The sequence below is a fragment of the Burkholderia sp. Bmkn7 genome (assembly GCF_041103175.1).
GTDB lineage: Bacteria > Pseudomonadota > Gammaproteobacteria > Burkholderiales > Burkholderiaceae > Burkholderia > Burkholderia cepacia.
This window is the reverse complement of sequence record NZ_JBGCUH010000002.1, coordinates 2930708-2947520: the sequence shown is the minus strand read 5'-3', so window position 1 is coordinate 2947520 and position 16813 is coordinate 2930708. Positions and strand designations below refer to the sequence as shown.

At 61.0% G+C, this 16813-nt stretch carries 11 protein-coding genes; 6 read left to right on the top strand and 5 right to left on the bottom strand.

What is annotated here, in order from left to right:
• Position 1 precedes the first annotated feature (1 nt).
• The 6 genes from AB3K92_RS19155 to AB3K92_RS19130 all read left to right on the top strand — a co-directional run bounded on the left by AB3K92_RS19155 (position 2) and on the right by AB3K92_RS19130 (position 8446).
• Positions 2-985, top strand: coding sequence for an alpha/beta hydrolase (locus AB3K92_RS19155; protein ID WP_059488337.1), 984 nt, complete (start codon positions 2-4; stop codon positions 983-985).
• A 166-nt stretch (positions 986-1151) separates the two neighbouring features.
• Positions 1152-2771: an AMP-binding protein gene (locus AB3K92_RS19150; protein ID WP_369465626.1), complete on the top strand. Its 1620-nt coding sequence runs from the start codon at positions 1152-1154 to the stop codon at positions 2769-2771.
• 331 nt (positions 2772-3102) lie between these two features.
• The gene (locus tag AB3K92_RS19145; RefSeq protein ID WP_059488271.1) at positions 3103-4593 is read left to right on the top strand and encodes an NAD(P)/FAD-dependent oxidoreductase; all 1491 of its coding nucleotides are present in this window, start codon (positions 3103-3105) and stop codon (positions 4591-4593) included.
• Positions 4594-4625: 32 nt separating this feature from the next.
• Positions 4626-5576, top strand: a complete 951-nt coding sequence (locus tag AB3K92_RS19140) for an alpha/beta hydrolase (RefSeq protein ID WP_059488269.1) — start codon at positions 4626-4628, stop codon at positions 5574-5576.
• A gap of 216 nt (positions 5577-5792) precedes the next feature.
• Positions 5793-7430 carry a GMC family oxidoreductase gene (locus AB3K92_RS19135; protein ID WP_059488267.1) on the top strand — a complete coding sequence of 546 codons (1638 nt, stop codon included), beginning with the start codon at positions 5793-5795 and terminating at the stop codon, positions 7428-7430.
• A 314-nt stretch (positions 7431-7744) separates the two neighbouring features.
• Positions 7745-8446 carry a response regulator transcription factor gene (locus AB3K92_RS19130; protein WP_059488265.1) on the top strand — a complete coding sequence of 234 codons (702 nt, stop codon included), beginning with the start codon at positions 7745-7747 and terminating at the stop codon, positions 8444-8446.
• Between the two features lie 90 nt (positions 8447-8536).
• On the opposite strand, the gene AB3K92_RS19125 is transcribed toward AB3K92_RS19130, so the two are convergent.
• From AB3K92_RS19125 to AB3K92_RS19105, 5 genes are all read right to left on the bottom strand, one after another.
• The gene (locus tag AB3K92_RS19125) at positions 8537-9511 is read right to left on the bottom strand and encodes a YCF48-related protein (RefSeq protein ID WP_059488263.1); all 975 of its coding nucleotides are present in this window, start codon (positions 9509-9511) and stop codon (positions 8537-8539) included.
• Between the two features lie 16 nt (positions 9512-9527).
• A complete protein-coding gene (locus AB3K92_RS19120) occupies positions 9528-11927 on the bottom strand; it encodes an RND family transporter (protein WP_059488261.1) in 2400 nt (799 codons plus the stop codon).
• Between the two features lie 7 nt (positions 11928-11934).
• Positions 11935-13641 carry a DUF1302 domain-containing protein gene (locus AB3K92_RS19115; protein ID WP_059488258.1) on the bottom strand — a complete coding sequence of 569 codons (1707 nt, stop codon included), beginning with the start codon at positions 13639-13641 and terminating at the stop codon, positions 11935-11937.
• Between the two features lie 16 nt (positions 13642-13657).
• Positions 13658-15148 carry a DUF1329 domain-containing protein gene (locus AB3K92_RS19110; protein ID WP_104765794.1) on the bottom strand — a complete coding sequence of 497 codons (1491 nt, stop codon included), beginning with the start codon at positions 15146-15148 and terminating at the stop codon, positions 13658-13660.
• A gap of 226 nt (positions 15149-15374) precedes the next feature.
• On the bottom strand, positions 15375-16355 hold the full coding sequence (locus tag AB3K92_RS19105) for a branched-chain amino acid--2-keto-4-methylthiobutyrate aminotransferase (RefSeq protein WP_006498943.1): 981 nt from the start codon (positions 16353-16355) through the stop codon (positions 15375-15377).
• Positions 16356-16813 lie beyond the last annotated feature (458 nt).

Below are 16813 nucleotides of genomic sequence, written 5' to 3'. Positions count from 1 at the left end.
CATGACATCGGAGCTCTGGTTACCGCTGACGGAAGTGGCTGACGATGCCCGGGACGCCGTACGGGCGTTCCGCGAACTGGGCGGACTGCACTACGGCAGTCTTTCCGTGGATCAGTCCCGCGCGAACTTCGCGCGTGCGTGCGAACTGAACGGCATCGCTGCTGACGACGCTGTTGTCCACGACGACCTAGCGGTTCCCGTAACAGGCGGCAGCATTCGGGTACGGCTCTATCGCACACGCAATGTGGAAGCTGTCGTCGGCAATCCGCTGGTTGTCTTCATTCACGGGGGCGGCTGGGTGATCGGGAGTGTGGACACGCATGACGGCATTTGCCGTCATCTCGCACGTCATAGCGGGTGTCCGGTCGCTTCGGTGGAGTACCGGCGATCGCCGGAGCATCGGTGGCCGGTCCCGCTCGAGGACTGTGAGCGGGCATTGGACTATCTGGTTGCCCATGCATCAGCGCTCTCCATCGACGCATCTCGCGTGGTGCTGGCAGGCGACAGCGCTGGTGGCAACATGGCGACGATCATCGCGAATGCGGCATTGGCGTCAGCATCCTCGATCGTCGGACAAATCCTGTTTTATCCGGTGACGGACCTGACGGCGTCGCTGCCTTCGTATCGACGTATTGAAGGCGGATTTCCGCTTGTGGCCGAATCGATGCACTGGTTCCGCGATCACTACGTGCCGGCCGGCACGCCGCTCGACCTTCCGCGCCTGTCTCCGCTGCTGCATGCGGAGGGCCGGCGGCAGCCGCCGATGTTCATCTCAACGGTCGGACTTGACCCGCTATGTGACGAGGGCGTTGCCTACACGTCGTGCGCGGCACGCGCCGGCAGCGAAGTCGAGCATCACCATCTGCCCGGACATCATCACGGCATCGTTACCGCAGCCCGCAATATCGCGACAGCGAGATATCTGCTGGAGCGCGCCGCTTCCTTCGTTCGGCGGCTTGCCGAAAAACATGGCGTCAATATCTGACGCTTCGACCTTCGCGCGACCTGGCGCCTCGCCGTCCGTGCGACACCGTTTGCGGCGAGTAGGCGGGACAGCGTTCTCGCGTCGGGCGAGGTCATCGAGCTTGCCGCGATCGTGATGAGACGACGGGCGTTGCGCGATTATTCCAACAGGACAGAGGAGATTGGGTATGGAAAAGATCTGGCTTGCTTCCTATCCGCCAGAGGTGCCGGCAGAGATCGACTGGAGCGCGTATCGATCCGTCAGCGAGTTAATCGAGGCAAGCTTCGGCCAGTTTAAGGAACGTCCCGCGTTTGCGTGTAACGGCACGCTGATGACGTATGGTGAACTCGACGTGATGTCGCGCTCGCTGGCCGTGTGGCTGCAATCGCGGGGGCTCGAGCGCGGTGCGCGCGTCGCGATCACGATGCCGAATGTGTTGCCGTACCCGATCTCGATCTGTGCAGTCCTGCGCGCCGGCTACGTTGTCGTCAACGTCAACCCGCTTTATACCCCGCGTGAGCTGGAACATCAGTTGAAAGACAGCGGTGCCGAGGCGATCGTCATACTCGACAGTTGTGCTGCAACGCTGGACGCCATCATTGCGCACACGCAGGTGAAGCATGTTCTGATTGCCACGCAGGACGGCGCGTCCATCGCGGCGATCCCGAGCGCGCACACGGCGTTTGACGACGCGATTGCAGAGGGCGGCCGGAGCACATTCGCGCCGGTCTGCCCGTCACCGGATGACATTGCGTTTCTCCAATATACGGGGGGGACGACCGGCGTGTCCAAAGGGGCGACACTGTTGCATCGGAACATCGTCGCGAATGTATTGCAGACGGACGTCTGGCTCAAGCCCGCTCGAAGTTGGCGTCCCGACGTGAAGCAGTTCATCACGGTGGCAGCCCTTCCGATCTATCACATCTTTGCGCTCAACGTTTGCTGCCTGCTGACGATGCATACGGGCGGGATGTGCGTACTGGTTCCGAATCCGCGTGACATCGGCGGGATGATCGCGTCGCTCGCCGGATACAAGATCACGAGCTTCCCGGGCGTGAACACACTGTATAACGCGATGCTTCATCATCCCGATTTCCTGCGCCTCGACTTCTCCAATCTGCTGCTGGCCAACGGCGGCGGGATGGCTACTCAGGAAGCTGTCGCAAAGCGCTGGAAGGAGATGACCGGTGCACCGATCATCGAGGGATATGGACTGTCCGAGACATCGCCGTGCGTGACGGTCAACCCCGTTGACCGTCACGAGTTCAATGGCACGATCGGCCTGCCATTGCCTTCCACCGAAGTGTCGATCCGGGACGAAGATGGCAAGGAACTGCCGCCGGGACAAGCCGGCGAGCTGTGCATCCGCGGTCCCCAGGTGATGGCGGGTTACTGGCAGCGACCGGACGAGACCTCGAAAGTGATGACCGCGGACGGCTTCTTCCGATCGGGCGACATTGCATCGATCTCCGCGGATGGCTTCGTACGAATCGTCGACCGCAAGAAGGACATGATCCTGGTGTCCGGCTTCAACGTCTACCCGAACGAGATCGAAGAGGTCGTGGCCAAACACCCCGGTGTATACGAGGTCGCGGCGATCGGCGTACCCGATGAGCACTCTGGAGAGGCGGTCAAGCTGTTCGTGGTCAGGAAAGCGCCGGAGCTGACGGTCGAAGACCTGATGGCCTTCTGCAAAGATCAACTGACGGGCTACAAGCGTCCGAAAAGCATCGAGTTTCGCGACAGCCTGCCAAAGAGCAACGTAGGGAAGATCCTTCGGCGAGAGCTGCGGGCGGAAAGGGCTTGACATCGCCGGCGGAGGGCGCTTCGCGAAGACCCCTTCTCACCCGACCGTGTAATGGAAAGCCCTGATTCAAATTGTCCTTCGGCTGCATAAGACTGGGAGTCATTGGACTTGGTCATTTGATCATGTTCGGGATGACCACTTATGTAGGGGTCGTATTGCAATGACCTGCTTGCATGTCGGGCGGGATGTAGACGATCTTCCTCGAGTCTCACGGATTATCGCTACCAGCACGGTTGAGCGCCTCAAATCTAGATAGTCAAATGACTGAGTCGGGCGATATGGTTGTGCGGCCTGACAAAAATCTTCAATAACTGGTCATCGGAGGGATCTCATGACTGAGAAACAAACAGCTTCGCGCTCGCCGGAGCACGTAGAAGTACTAATTGTCGGAGCCGGGATCTCGGGGATTGACGCCGCGTGCCATCTCCGCATGAATCTGCCAGGTCGCTCGTTGGCCATTCTGGAGGCCATGGACGGATTCGGCGGTACCTGGTGGACCCACCGTTACCCCGGCGCACGTTCCGACAGCGATCTGTACACGTATGCGTTCGGATTCCGTCCGTGGCAGGGGCGCTCGATCGCCACGGCGGAGGAGATTCACAGCTATCTGGGCGAGGTCATCAAGGAATACGGGCTCGATTCGAAGATCCGCTACGGGCATCGTGTTCAAACGGTGAACTGGTCGAACGAACACAAGCGCTGGACGGTCGAGGTATCGCGCGGCGATACGGGCGAACGCTTTTTGATGACCACCGACTTCCTGTGGTTGGGGGCGGGGTACTACGACCATCGTCAGGGTTTCACCCCGAAGTGGAACGGGTTCGATCGCTACAAGGGAACGGTGGTTCATCCGCAGCACTGGCCGAAAGATCTGGACTATGCCGGAAAGCGGGTGATCGTGATCGGCTCGGGCGCGACGGCCGCGACGCTGATCCCGGCGCTCGCCGGAACCGCGGCGCATGTGACGATGCTTCAACGGTCGCCGACGTTCTTCACGTCGGTTCCGTGGACGCATCAACTGGACACCACCCTTCGCGAACTGAACCTTCCCGAAGAATGGCGCGCTGAGATTCTGCGGCGGGCACACCTGAAGCAGACGTTCGACCTGATCAATCTGTCCTCGGCGAATCCGGATGCGGTTCGCGACTGGCTGATCAACGAGATCCGGCAACAGCTGCCGGAAGGCTTCGACGTCGACAAGCACTTCAATCCCAGCTATCGCCCTTGGCAGCAGCGCGTGGCTGCGGTCCCGGAGGGCGATCTCTTCGCGGCTATCCGGGACGGGAAGGCGTCCGTCGTGACGGACACCATCGAATCGTTCGACGAAACCGGTATCACGCTGGCGTCGGGCGAGCACCTGCAGGCGGATATCGTCGTGACGGCGACCGGCTTCGACATGAGTGCGTTTGGCCAGATCGCCTTTCAGATCGATGGAGATCCGGTCGACATGACCAAGCGGGTCTCGTATCGAGGGCTGATGATCGAGGGTATCCCGAACATGGCGTTCATCTACGGCTACTACCGTTCGAGCTGGACGCTCCGCGCCGATCTCGTGTGCGAATTCACCTGTCGGGTCCTTGCGCATATGGAAAAGGTCGGTGCGAAGACGGTGGAACCGCGCCTGAGAGCCGAGGACGCCGACATGCAGCGGCTGCCCTGGACGGACCCGAACAATTTCAATGCGGGATACGTCATGCGGTCGCAACACCAGATGCACATGCGGGGCGATCGCATGCCGTGGCAGCACCACTTCGAGTACGAGGAGGAGCGCAAGACCATTCCGGAGTTGAGCCCCGATGCCGAAGTCCTGGTGTACCGCTGATCCCATGCAACGTTCGATTACAAGGTGATGTTATGGCACTCGATTTGCATCTCGCTGGTTTTCTCGAATCCTTGGCCGGGTCCGGCGCGAAACCGTTGCCGCAGTCAACGCCGGAAGAAGCGCGTGGACTGATGCTGCATCTGGCTCAGGCCGTTCGTGCGCCGGAGACCATTGTCGATCTCCACAGCGTGGAAGACCTGACCATCCCCGGCGCGTCTGTATCGCTGCGGGCGCGGAGCTATCGTCCGAGCGCGGACACGCGTCTGGCGACGGTCGTTTTTCTCCACGGCGGCGGGTTCGTCATTGGCGATCTGGACACTCACGACAACATTTGCCGGGAACTGGCGCGCGGCGCGAATGCGGTGGTGGTCTCGGTGGACTACCGATTGGCGCCCGAACACCGGTTTCCGGCCGCGGCGGACGACGCGGTCGCCGCGACCAAATGGGTGATCGCCAACGCAGGCGAATTGGGCGGAAACGACGTCGTGGCGGTGGCCGGGGATAGCGCGGGCGGCAATCTTGCGGCCGTCGTGACCCAGCAATTGCATGCCGAGGGAATTTCGCTTGCGGCGCAGCTCCTGATCTATCCCGCGGTGGCACAGGACCGTTCAGGCTTTCCGTCCTTCAAGGAAAACGGTGAAGGCTATCTGCTCGACCTCGAGTCGATTGCATGGTTTGAAGGGCATTACGTTCCCGACGGCACGAACCCGGAGGATGTGCGACTGGCGCCGATCCATGCGAAGGACTTCGCAGGGTTGCCGCCGGCCGTCATCGTGACCGCGGAATACGATCCCCTGCGCGACGAGGGCGAGGCATACGGTCGCCTGCTTCACGCAAGCGGAGTCAAGGTCGAGACGATCCGGTGCGATGGCATGCTGCACGGCTTCTACGACATGGGCGCGATCTCGCCTGGCGCTCGGGCATGGATCGAGAAGGGCGTCGCAAGCTTTCGCAGGATCCTCGAGAGCGCGCAGCACCATTGACACGTCGGCGATTGCGACTTGATCGTGCGTTGCGCCATTGAGTGGCTGCATGCGGCTCGATGGACGATCTCCAGCGTTGCCGATGCGGCCACAGTGCTGATGCATGACGGAATGAAGCCGGTTGCGCAGCGGCTCGGTGGCGCTACGTGAGCGGTGGAATCGATACATCAGGAAGTTGCTTGTGAAGCGCTCAAGCACTATCCAGGACACAGACCCGTGAACAATTCATTCGATTATCTTGTTGTAGGCGGTGGCTCGGCAGGCAGTGTGCTGGCTTCACGTTTGACCGAAGACCCCGACGCGACGCTGTGCCTGTTCGAGGCGGGCGGTACCGGCGACGGATGGCCAATCAACGTTCCGGCTGCCTTGGTGCTGATGATTCCGTCCCGGCTGAACAATTGGGCGTTCGAGACCGTGCCGCAGAAAGGGCTGCTGGGCCGGCGCGGCTATCAGCCGCGCGGCAAGGCATTGGGTGGATCGTCCGCGATCAATGCGATGGTGTATACGCGCGGCCATCATGCCGACTACGATGACTGGGCCGCGCTCGGCAACGAAGGCTGGGCCTGGAACGACGTCTTTCCCTATTTCAAGCGAAGCGAGCATAACGAGCGTCTGAGCAATGACTGGCACGGGCGCGATGGCCCCCTTTGGGTCAGCGATCTGAAGACGGACAATCCGTTTCAGGGGCGTTGGCTGGAGGCCGGACGGCAGTGCGGCCTGCCCGTCACGGACGATTTCAACGGTGCGGAGCAGGAAGGCGTCGGTATCTACCAGGTGACGCAGAAGGATGGCGAGCGCTGGAGTGCCGCACGTGCTTATCTTTTTCCGCATATGAAGACGCGCGGGAATCTGACCGTCGAAACCAGTGCGCAGGTCAGGCGCATTGTGTTCGACGGCAACAAGGCCGTTGGTGTCGAAGTCACGCGTGCGGGGAATGTCGAGACGGTTTGGGCGAAGAGAGAGGTGATCCTTTGCGCCGGCGCGTTTCAGTCGCCGCAGTTGCTCATGTTGTCCGGTATCGGTCCGAAGGACGAGCTTCAGCGTCACGGGATCGATGTCGTAGTCGATCTCCCGGGCGTCGGTCAGAACTTGCAGGACCACCCGGACTTCGTCGTCAGCTACAAGACGAATAGCCTTGATGCGCTCGGCGTATCGATACGCGGAGGGATCAAGACACTGGCCGACATCAGGCAATACCGGAAGTCGCGCAGCGGTACGCTGACAACCAATTTTGCCGAAGGCGGCGCCTTCCTGAAGACGCGTCCCGATCTGGATCGGCCGGACGTCCAGATGCACTTTGTCGTGGGACCGGTCAGCGATCATGGCCGGAAGGTGCAGCTCGGACATGGTATTTCGTGTCACGTATGCGTGTTGAGGCCGAAAAGCCGGGGATCGGTGAAACTGCGAAGCGCGGATCCGCTGGATGCGCCGCTGATCGACCCGGCCTTCCTCGAGCACGCGGACGATCTGGATGTCCTCGTCGAGGGATACAAGCTCACGCGACGGTTGATGGCGACGCCGGCGATGTCGGCGTTCGTGACGAAGGATCTGTACGCATCCCGATCGCGTACGGACGAAGACATACGTGCGCTGCTGCGCGAGCGGACCGACACTGTTTACCATCCGGTGGGAACGTGTCGGATGGGGAACGACGAACTCGCGGTCGTCGACGCTCAATTGCGCGTACGGGGAGCGGAAGGCCTGCGTGTCGTCGACGCGTCGATCATGCCGACGTTGGTGGGCGCAAATACCAACGCGCCGACGATCATGATTGGAGAAAAAGCCTCGGATCTGATTCGCGGGATCTCGAGATTCCCGGCTGGTGCCGATGTGAAAGCCGGGTTCGCGGCTTGACGTATGTCTTCTCGCGCCGGCGTTCGCCGGCGCGAATGCCGCGATCGTACACGGACGTTGAGGAAGCATCGTATGCGCTGCAACGTCCGCTGCAGGAAGGCCAATCAACGGGCCGCTTAGCTGATTGCCCCCGGGTTCCGTATCCGACCCCGCGTGCATACCGGAATGGGTCAGTCATCAGTCTCTCTCCCCGAAGACCGTCGGTACGCGCCGTGATGAGCATCGTCACCAATGGGTCACGTCATGTCCGTGAACCTGGAATGCGATCCGAACATGTTCATACGTCGGCAAGACGGCGACTCTGAACTTCGCTCATGCACTCCCTGATACTCATCGTAGATGACACGCCGGACATGTCGTCTACGCTCGACACTTGCCTGATCCGCAACGGGTTCCGAACATTTCAGACCACGACGGCTCAACCGGTGCTCGCCGCACGACTGAACCTGAAGCCCGACCTGGTCATTCTCGACGTTCGTCAACTACATGCGGATACCCTCGAAATACTCGCCAACCTTCGAAGACAGTGCGATACGCCGGTCGTGGTCGTGTCGGAGTGTGATCTGGACAAGGAGCGGGTGCGAGCACTGCATGCTGGGGCTGATGACTACATTGTCAGACCCTTCAACCCGGAAGTGGTCGTCGCGCGATTGCTCGCGATTCTTCGGCGATCATGCGCGTTCGCCCCGGCGCGCCGCCTGCGGGTTGGAATGCTCGAGATCGACATGGAACACCATGTCGCGTACGTTCGGACATCCTTCGGTGTTGAGCCCATATCGATGACACTCGCCGAATTCCGCCTGCTCGCTTACATGGCCAAGGTGCCGAACCATGCGTTTACGCGTATCGAATTACTCAACGCGTGCATGACGGACGCGAGCGCGTCTACGCGCACTGTGGACGGCCACATGAGCCGCCTGCGGAGAAAGCTGATGGACGCGGGGGTATCGGGCGTATTGGAGAGTGTGCACGGCGTCGGCTATCGCCTTCGAAAACCCGGCTGCCACGGGAGGTGACGGCCAATGGTATCGACTGCGGTATCGACTGCGACGCAGCGGGCCGTGTTTCTCGATCACGGCCTGCCGCGCCACACGAACATTGAATCGTTACCGCGAGACGACCCCGTCGCGGGAGAAAATCAGCCATTTGTCGCCAGACGAGGGTAGCGCGGCCGTATAAGTCGTCCCGGTCTCGGTATGCAGGCGCTTGAATGTCTTTCCGTCATCGGTGCTTTGAGCCTGCAACCCGTCGATACCTACCGCCAATACCGTGGAGCCTCGGGACGCAAGCGCGGTAATGGAGTTCCTGGTGTCGAGCGTTGCGCGTGTCCAGGTATGGCCGTTGTCCTCGCTTCGCATCAACGTGCCACGCAGCCCGCCGACCAGCAGCACACCGTTAGGCAGCGCCACGCCGCACCAGAACGAGCCCTTGTATCCGGTCTCCACGCTTTCCCACGTGTTGCCCTTGTCCCTGGAAATCAGGAGCTGCCCCTTCTCGGCCGTGGCAAAGATCTCGCCATTGCCGTTCGAGAAGAGGCCGAACAGATTCAGGTCCGACTTCTTGCCGTTCGGGAGAGTGGCTTCCCTTTTGGTCCAGGTCTTGCCGCCGTCATCGGTGACGAGGATGAGCGACCAGAGTCCGACGGCCACGCCGTGGTTGGCATCGATGAAGTGCACCCCGAACAGCGGGCGATCTTCGCCGGTCGCGAGGCGTTGAACCTCCCACGTCTCGCCGCCGTCGGTCGTCTTCAGGATCGCGCCCCAGTGGCCTACTGCCCACCCTGTCCTGGCGTCGATGAAACTGACGGACGTCAGCGTCGAGCTCACGGGCACGGACTTAGCCTGACGGTACGTCGCACCGCGGTTGTCGGACAGCAGGACGATGCCGTTCGCGCCGACACTCACGACCCGCTGGCCGGCCCAGGTGGCATCCAGCACGGCGGACTGGGTCGCGATGCTCGACTGGACGGCCGGAACGGGCCGGAGTTCCGATGCGGATACCGCGCTTGGCGTACTGCCCAGCAGCGCGCCAAAGACGACGGCACCGGCCGACAGGGAGAGAACCTTGCGATACAGGGTCATGGAATCCTCTTTTTCTTCAATGGGCGAGCAGGCCGGGGGCACGGGCGGGCTTGCGCCGCGGGAAGATGCGCTCGAGCCAGACGGCGAAGGCGGGCAGAACCGTCATGGCCATGACCATGTTGACGATGAACATGAACGCCAGCAGCTTGCCCATGTCGGCCTGGAACTTGAGCTCGGAGAACGACCAGGTGGCGACGCCGATCGCGAGCGTGATCGCCGTAAAGATGGTGGCCGTCCCGATCTCGAGGATCGATTGTTCGAGCGCCTTGACGATGTCGACGCCGTTGGCGAGATGCAGCTGCAGCCGGTTGTAGATATAGAACGCATAGTCCACGCCGATGCCCACCGCCAGCACCATCACGGGCAACGTGGCGACGGTCAGGCCGATCTGCAGTTCCTTCATGAACCAATACCCGATGAACGTGCCGATCGTCAGGGGCAAGCAGCAGGCGAGGACCGCGCGCAGGTCGCGGTACGTGACGAGGACGAGCAGGACGATGGTCGTATAGACGTAAAGCATCATCGGCAATTCGCTGCGCTCGATTTCGTCGTTGACCGCAGCCAGCACGCCGGCGTTGCCGGAGGCGAGCCGGATCTTCACGCCCGGCAGCTTGTTCGTATCGCGGAAATGCTTCGCGGCGTTGATCACCTGGGTGATCGTGGTCGCCTTGTGGTCGGCCAGATAGATGTTCACCGCGGTCATGCTGCAGTCCTTGCGCATGACGCCGGGCGTGCGGGCCACCTCGCCGGCCAGCGATGAATAGTTGTCGGGATCGATGGGGATCGCGGACATCTTCGGATTGCCTTCGTTGTATCCCTCGTTGTACTGCCGCAGCAACGACGAGAACGAAACGACCGACAGCACGCCGGGGACGGCACGCATCGACCAGACGAAACGATCCTGGTAGGCGCCGACCTCCACGTTGTTGCAGGACTGGGGCGGCGCTTCGAAGACGATGGAAATCCAGTCCAGGCCGACGTCGTAGCTCGACGCAATCGAAAACGAATCCTTGTTGAACCGGGCATCGGCACGAAGCTCGGGCGCGCCGGCCTGCAGGGTGCCCACCACGCGGTCCCGACTTTCCCAGGCCGCCACGCAGAACACCACGACGGCAGCCAGCAGGACGATCGCTGCATTGCGCGGAATGGCGACTTTTGCGAGCACGCGGAGCACGCGGCCACGACGAACGGCATGCCGTTCCGCATTCTTTGCGTAATTGCCGTCGACTTTGAGCAACGACGCTGCCAGCGGAAGCATCACCAGATTCGTGACGATCTTGTACGCCACGCCGAGCGAAGCGGTGATCGCAAGCTCGCGAACCATCGGGATCGGAATCAGTATCAGCGTGACGAAGGACACGAAAGCGGTCACCAGGGCGAGCGTGCCGGGAATCAGCAGCCCGCTGAAGCTGGATCGAGCGGCTTGTTCCACCGACTTCCCGTGGGAGATCTCGCGCACGATGAAATTGATCTGCTGGACGCCGTGCGAAACACCGATCGCGAACACCAGGAACGGAACCAGCACGCCCAACGGGTCGAGCCCGTAGCCGAGGAGATGCAGCGTGCCGAACTGCCAGACGAGCGAAACCAGCGAGCAGGTCAGCGGCAGGATCGTCAGGCGAACGGATCGACAGTACCAGTAGACGGCCAACGCGGTCAGGAGCAGGGCGATCGCGCAGAACTTCAGGACGGACGACGCGCCGTTTGCAATATCACCAATCTGCTTCGCGAAACCGATGATCTGGATTTCATAGTTCGAATCCTCGAACTTGGCGCGCAATTGCGATTCGAGAGCCTGATCGAATGCCACATAGTCGACCCGCTCGCCTTTGGCATCCAGCTCGTTGAGATCGGCGGTGACCATTGCGCTGCTCTGGTCGCGCGACACGAGGCTGCCGACGAAGCCGCCCTGGGCAGTCGAGCGCGAAATGGCGCCTACCGTGTTGCTGTCGAGCTGATCGGGCGTCACGGTGCCGGGAATGAGCGGGTCTGCGCGGAACCCGTCTTCGGTGATCTCGTTGACGAATGAATTCGGAGTCCAGAGGGATTGAACGCTGCTGCGAGACACGTTCGGCAGGAAGGTGACCGCCTGGGTGACTTCGTACAGGCGCTTCAACGCAGCCGGCGTCCAGATGCTGCCCTTGCGGGCTTTGACGACGACGATCAGGCGGTTGGCGCCGAGCAGGTCACCGCGATACTCGTTGAACGTCTGGGTATATTCGTGGCCCAGCGGAAGCTGCTTCTCGAACCCGGCATCCATGCGCAGCTTGACGGCGAAGCAGGCCATGACGACGGTGAAGAGAACCAGGAGCCCCAGCACGAGACGCCTGTGACCGAACAGCGCATTTTCCAGCGAATGAAGAATTCTTAGCAGCTTGCTGGGTCGGGCTGCGTCGGAAACAGGCGTTTGATTCATATTGACCTCAGAAATTTCGAGAAGCGACGATTGCCACGAAGTCCCTGTCACGTAGCGGGTTGGCCAGCGGGTTGGTCGGACCCATGAAACGGGTGTAGTTCAATCCGACCTGCCAGTTCGCCGGGTTCTGTATGAAGTTCACATACAGGTTCATGGCCGTCACGCCGCGCATGAACTGGGCATTCACGTTCGGCGTATTGCCGAAGAGGCCGTATCGGACGAATATCCCCGGATTGACCTGCCACCCGGGAATGACGGTGCCGTCGTAAACCCAGTTGAAATCGACGTCGATCCCGCCGGAGTATTTCGTTCCCTGGGCACTACCCGGCGTGTTGAGTGCGCCGGTCGCGAACAAGTCGTTGAATTCGTTCCCCCACAGAAGCGCGCCAGGCGAAATCGGCGACCCGCCGTAGCTCTTGTGAAGTCCCGGATACGCAATGATCACCGTCTCTGTCGTCAGCGTGGCGGTCTGGGCGCCGAGCAGCTTCAGGAACGCTGCGGAATTGCCGGGCTGGAGCGAGTAGAGGGTCGTCAGGTGCCACTGGAATCGCTTCTCGTCGACCCAGCAGTTTCCTCCTTGCGCGACGCATCCACTGGCCGGATTCAGCGGAACGGCGTCTCGCGGACGGTACGAGAGTTCGGTGCCGATCGCCCAGTCGCCCACCGGGAAGTTGGCACTGACACCGATCATGTGACGGTCTTCCGGAAACCGGAAAACCGTGCCGCCCGTCGAGCTCAGCGAGACTTGCGGGAACTTGTCGTGGTACGCGATCGTGTAGAAACCGAGATTCAGGTCCGTTCCCGCCGGCTGGTAGCGAAGGGAAAAACCATACTGCCCGCCGTTCTTCGGGTGGATGGTCGAGACGCCATACGTGTTGTTGCCGGGCCCGACGATCTGATTCGACCAATAGCTGCCAACCGGCGGAAGGTAATTCTGGTTCCAGTTGCTCTGGAAGTACCCTTCGACGTTCACGCCGTGACCCACGCCGGATGCGACACTCACGATCGGCGCGGGCAGGATGATCTCCTTGACCTGCGCCCCGGGCTGGGACGCGCGATTCACGTCGATCGCATTCGTCGCATTGACCCCGCCGATTTCCCAGATGCTTTCGCCCCAGCTGATGACCTGGTTACCCACACGGACGCGCGCAATCTGGTCGCCTACGTTGAACTGCTTGCTGACCCACAGGTCGAGCAGGCGCGGCTTGAAGCGGATGTTCTTCTCGGCATCGGACGGGAGCCCGCCGCTCAGGTTGGGCGAAGGGTTGTAGAACAGGTCCTGTCCGCTGGTTGCGCCTGTCGTGCGGGTACCGGAGTAGTCGTATTGCCAGGTGCCCCGTGCCATGAACGTGAGCCCTTGCGACGGCATCTTCAGGACCAGCTCGTGGTTGCCCTTGAGATAGCTCGTGAACGGATCTCCCTTGCCGTAGTTGATGTCGCCCTGATCGGAGAGGCCGCTCAACTGACCGAGTCGGCCGCCACCTGTCTGCGCACCGGTGGTCACGTTGTAGGTCGGCGAGACGAGATTGCTGCTCGGCGACGCGGTTCGGATGCCGACGCCCGCCGATATCGTCGAATCGAAACTACCTTCGACGTTTCCGATCGTGAACGTGAAGGCGTGCGCGCTGCCGCAACCGACGGCGACAAGCGCCGCGATCGCCGTGCGCACGAACACCACGCTGGAGCGGGGCTGTAATGAGGAGGTGGTAGCCATTTTGTTTCGGCCCTTGTCAACGCTCGCTCAACGCGCGGAGATTATCGGCGTTGTAGAAGCTCGGCTTGTAGTGTTGGTCCGCCGACGAGTCGACCGACCACTTCGCGTCCCGTCCGGCCGCAAGCATCGAACCGTCCACGAGGTACCGGCCGTCGACGAGGTTGTATTGAGCGAATGCGAGCGTGTCGCAGCTCCCCGTCTCGTACACCGGAATGATGTAACCCTCGCGAACCTTCGAGATGTTGCCCTGCGCGTCGTAGTCCACCGCGCCGAGGTAGCTCCAGCTGTCTTCGTCGACATAGAAGAGGCGCTTCGGAGCGGTATGGCGCATCCCCTGCTTGACCGTGGCTTCCACGACCCATACGCGGTGGAGTTCGTAGCGACGCTTCGCCGGGTTCACGAAGTCGGGGCCGTAGGCATCTTCAAATTTGTCCGAGAAGTCGTACATGCCCAGGTCGTTATAGGTAACGATCATTTCCTTCTTGCCGAGCAGCTTCCAGGAGAATCGGTCCGTCTGTCCGGAGAAGACCAGCGCTTCGTCCATGTTGTACTGGTTGTCGAAGCCGATCTGGGGCGCATCGTAGGCATACGACGGCATGCGACGGGTGCGGCGCTGCCCCGGGAAGTAGTAGAAGACTTCGGTAGGCTTGCCGGCATAGGTGGTAAAGATCGCGGCCTGGCCGGCAATGGCCGCCGGCGACTTGTACGCGTAGTAGGCGTTGCCTTCGACCTGATTGACCTTCGCGAACGTCGTGCCGGCCTTGTCACCCCAGGGCTGGTAGATCCACGCGTCGGACACGTTCTTGATCCAGTCGGACGCGCCCTTGCGCGGGGAGACGACGGTGATGATGTCGCGCATCTCGACGCCGGCGCCGCGGTAGTGCACCTTCGCGTTCCACATCACTTCCGCGCCGGTCTTGGGCGCAGGGAACGGGTAGCCGGGCAGGTGAGCATCGGCGAGCTCCGATCCGTCCGCGGTCATCTTGGCGAAACCCACGTTGTTCTTCGTGTTCTCTGCGACGAAATCGGGGACGCCGCACGTGCGCCGGGACGGATAGACCGGCATCGTGAAGCCCTTCAGGTTCTTCAACAGCGCAATCTGGCCAGGGTTGAGCTTGTCCGCGTACTTGTCGACATTACTCGCATCGATCGTGTACAGCGGCTTGTCGGACTTGTACTTGAAGAAATCCGCGCGGCGCTTGCCGTAAGTCCAGCCCGAACCTACGTTTCCAACAGGTGCCCATGCGGGAATCCCGTTTGCGGTGCCGGCGACCTCCGCCCCGGACGGTGTATGAGACGAGTCCAGGCCTTCGGCAAACGTGCTGGTCAAAGTCATCGCGACCGCGGAAGCGAGAAGTGACGATTTCGCTGCCGATCGAACGAGGGAAGGGTATTTCTTGAAAGAAGGCATCTTGACCACATCAATCTCCTTGACCTTGACCAGGTAACGTGAATCCGCCCAAAAGGGTTGGGTATAAGCGAACGCATGCGAACGAATGATCGTCACTGCAATTAATTCGTAATGCGAAGTTTATAAATCTGCGTTTTGCTGTAATTTGCGTGAATCAACTGCCCCATTCATCATTGTTGCGTTGATGATCGGGTCGTCCGGCACACCTGATGGTGTGCCGGACTGTGCGTACTACATGCAGCCGATCTTCACTCACCGAAGCCGGATGCGCTCTGTTCGGCAGAAGCGGCTCCTTACGCGTGCCGCCTCCGCATGGCTTGGCTTATGCCGGGATCGACGAGAAGTACTCGGCGGGCTGCGCGTGCCATCCTGCCCAACGCTTTTCCCAATACAGGTTGTGAATCTTCTCGGAGATCGGGCCGGGGCCGTTGCGATTGCCGAGCGGCTGATCGTCGACGGAGCTGATGGGCATGATCCCGCCTGCCGACGACGACGTGAATGCTTCATCGGCTTCGCGCAACTGGGTCGCGGTGTATTTGCCGATGTTCACCTTGAGGCCGAGCTCGGCGGCGATGTCGAACACACTTTGGCGCGTAATACCCAACAGGCAGCCTTCAGCGGGCGTGTAGAGCTCGCCGTTCTTGATGAAAAAGACGTTCGCGCCGGCTGCTTCGGTGAGGTTGTCTTCCTCGTCGACGAGAATCGCCCAGTCCTTTTTCCGCTCGGCGGCTTCGAACAGCGCGAGCTTCATGTCCATCCAGTGGAAGTTCTTGGCCGTGGGATCGACCGCTTTCGCGGAGATGCGGTTGTACCGCTTGCTGATCAGCAGGTTCGAGCCTCGCGTGCGAACCTCATCGTCGGCCTGGAAGAAGAACGGCACGGCAAATGCAAACATGGCGTTCTTCATCGCGCTGCGGTCGCGGCGGTCGACGCTCAGCGGGCCGCGGGTGACGCACCACCAGACATACGCGTCCTTCAAGCCTGCGTTTCGCACGAGGTTGTGGAGAATCTCCTTGACCTGGTCGCGATTGAACGGATTCTCGAGGAAGAACTTCGCCGACGACTCCTCCATGCGGGTGAGGTGATCATCGAGCCGGAAGAAATTGCCGCGCGAGACGGTGACGACATCGTAGGCCGCGTCGGCGTGCAGGAACCCCGCGTCGACGAGCGGGACGGTCGCTTCGGTGATGGGGACATAGTTGCCGTCGCAGAAAGCACTGCCATCTTCGTAGCGGGGTTCATGCGGAGCACGAGCATGCAACGGGTTCTCATGCATGATCTGCTGTACTTGGATGATTGCCATGGTAATTACCTTTCGCTCCCAGGGGAGAGTTGCCGTTTGGTGTTGATGTCAGAAAGCGACCGGATCGCGGTGCGCTACTTTGCGGATTGCTTACTTCCTGGCTATCCGGCAGAAAGTCTGCCACATGACTTGATCAATTGACCGTGTAGTAGAAAGTATTGCTCGAAAAAGTCTATGTCGATGAAGGTTAACCCTCTGTGAGGTTCGCCAGAGATTCGATCGCCGAGCAGATCTGAACTCACCGTTCGGCCAGCAAGCCGCGCCGGTCCGCCCGGAAAAGGTGACTTTGGTGCGTTGCCCATTTCGCCGGAACGCCCCGTGGCGTCTCGCAATCATTGCCGTCATGCCGCAGTTTCCGTAGACCTTGACGGGGCCGAACTGTGGTCCGTTGCTTCGAGCGTCGTACTTTGTCTCGCTCATGGCAATGCTGATTATTACGTAGTCGTGTGACTTGGACA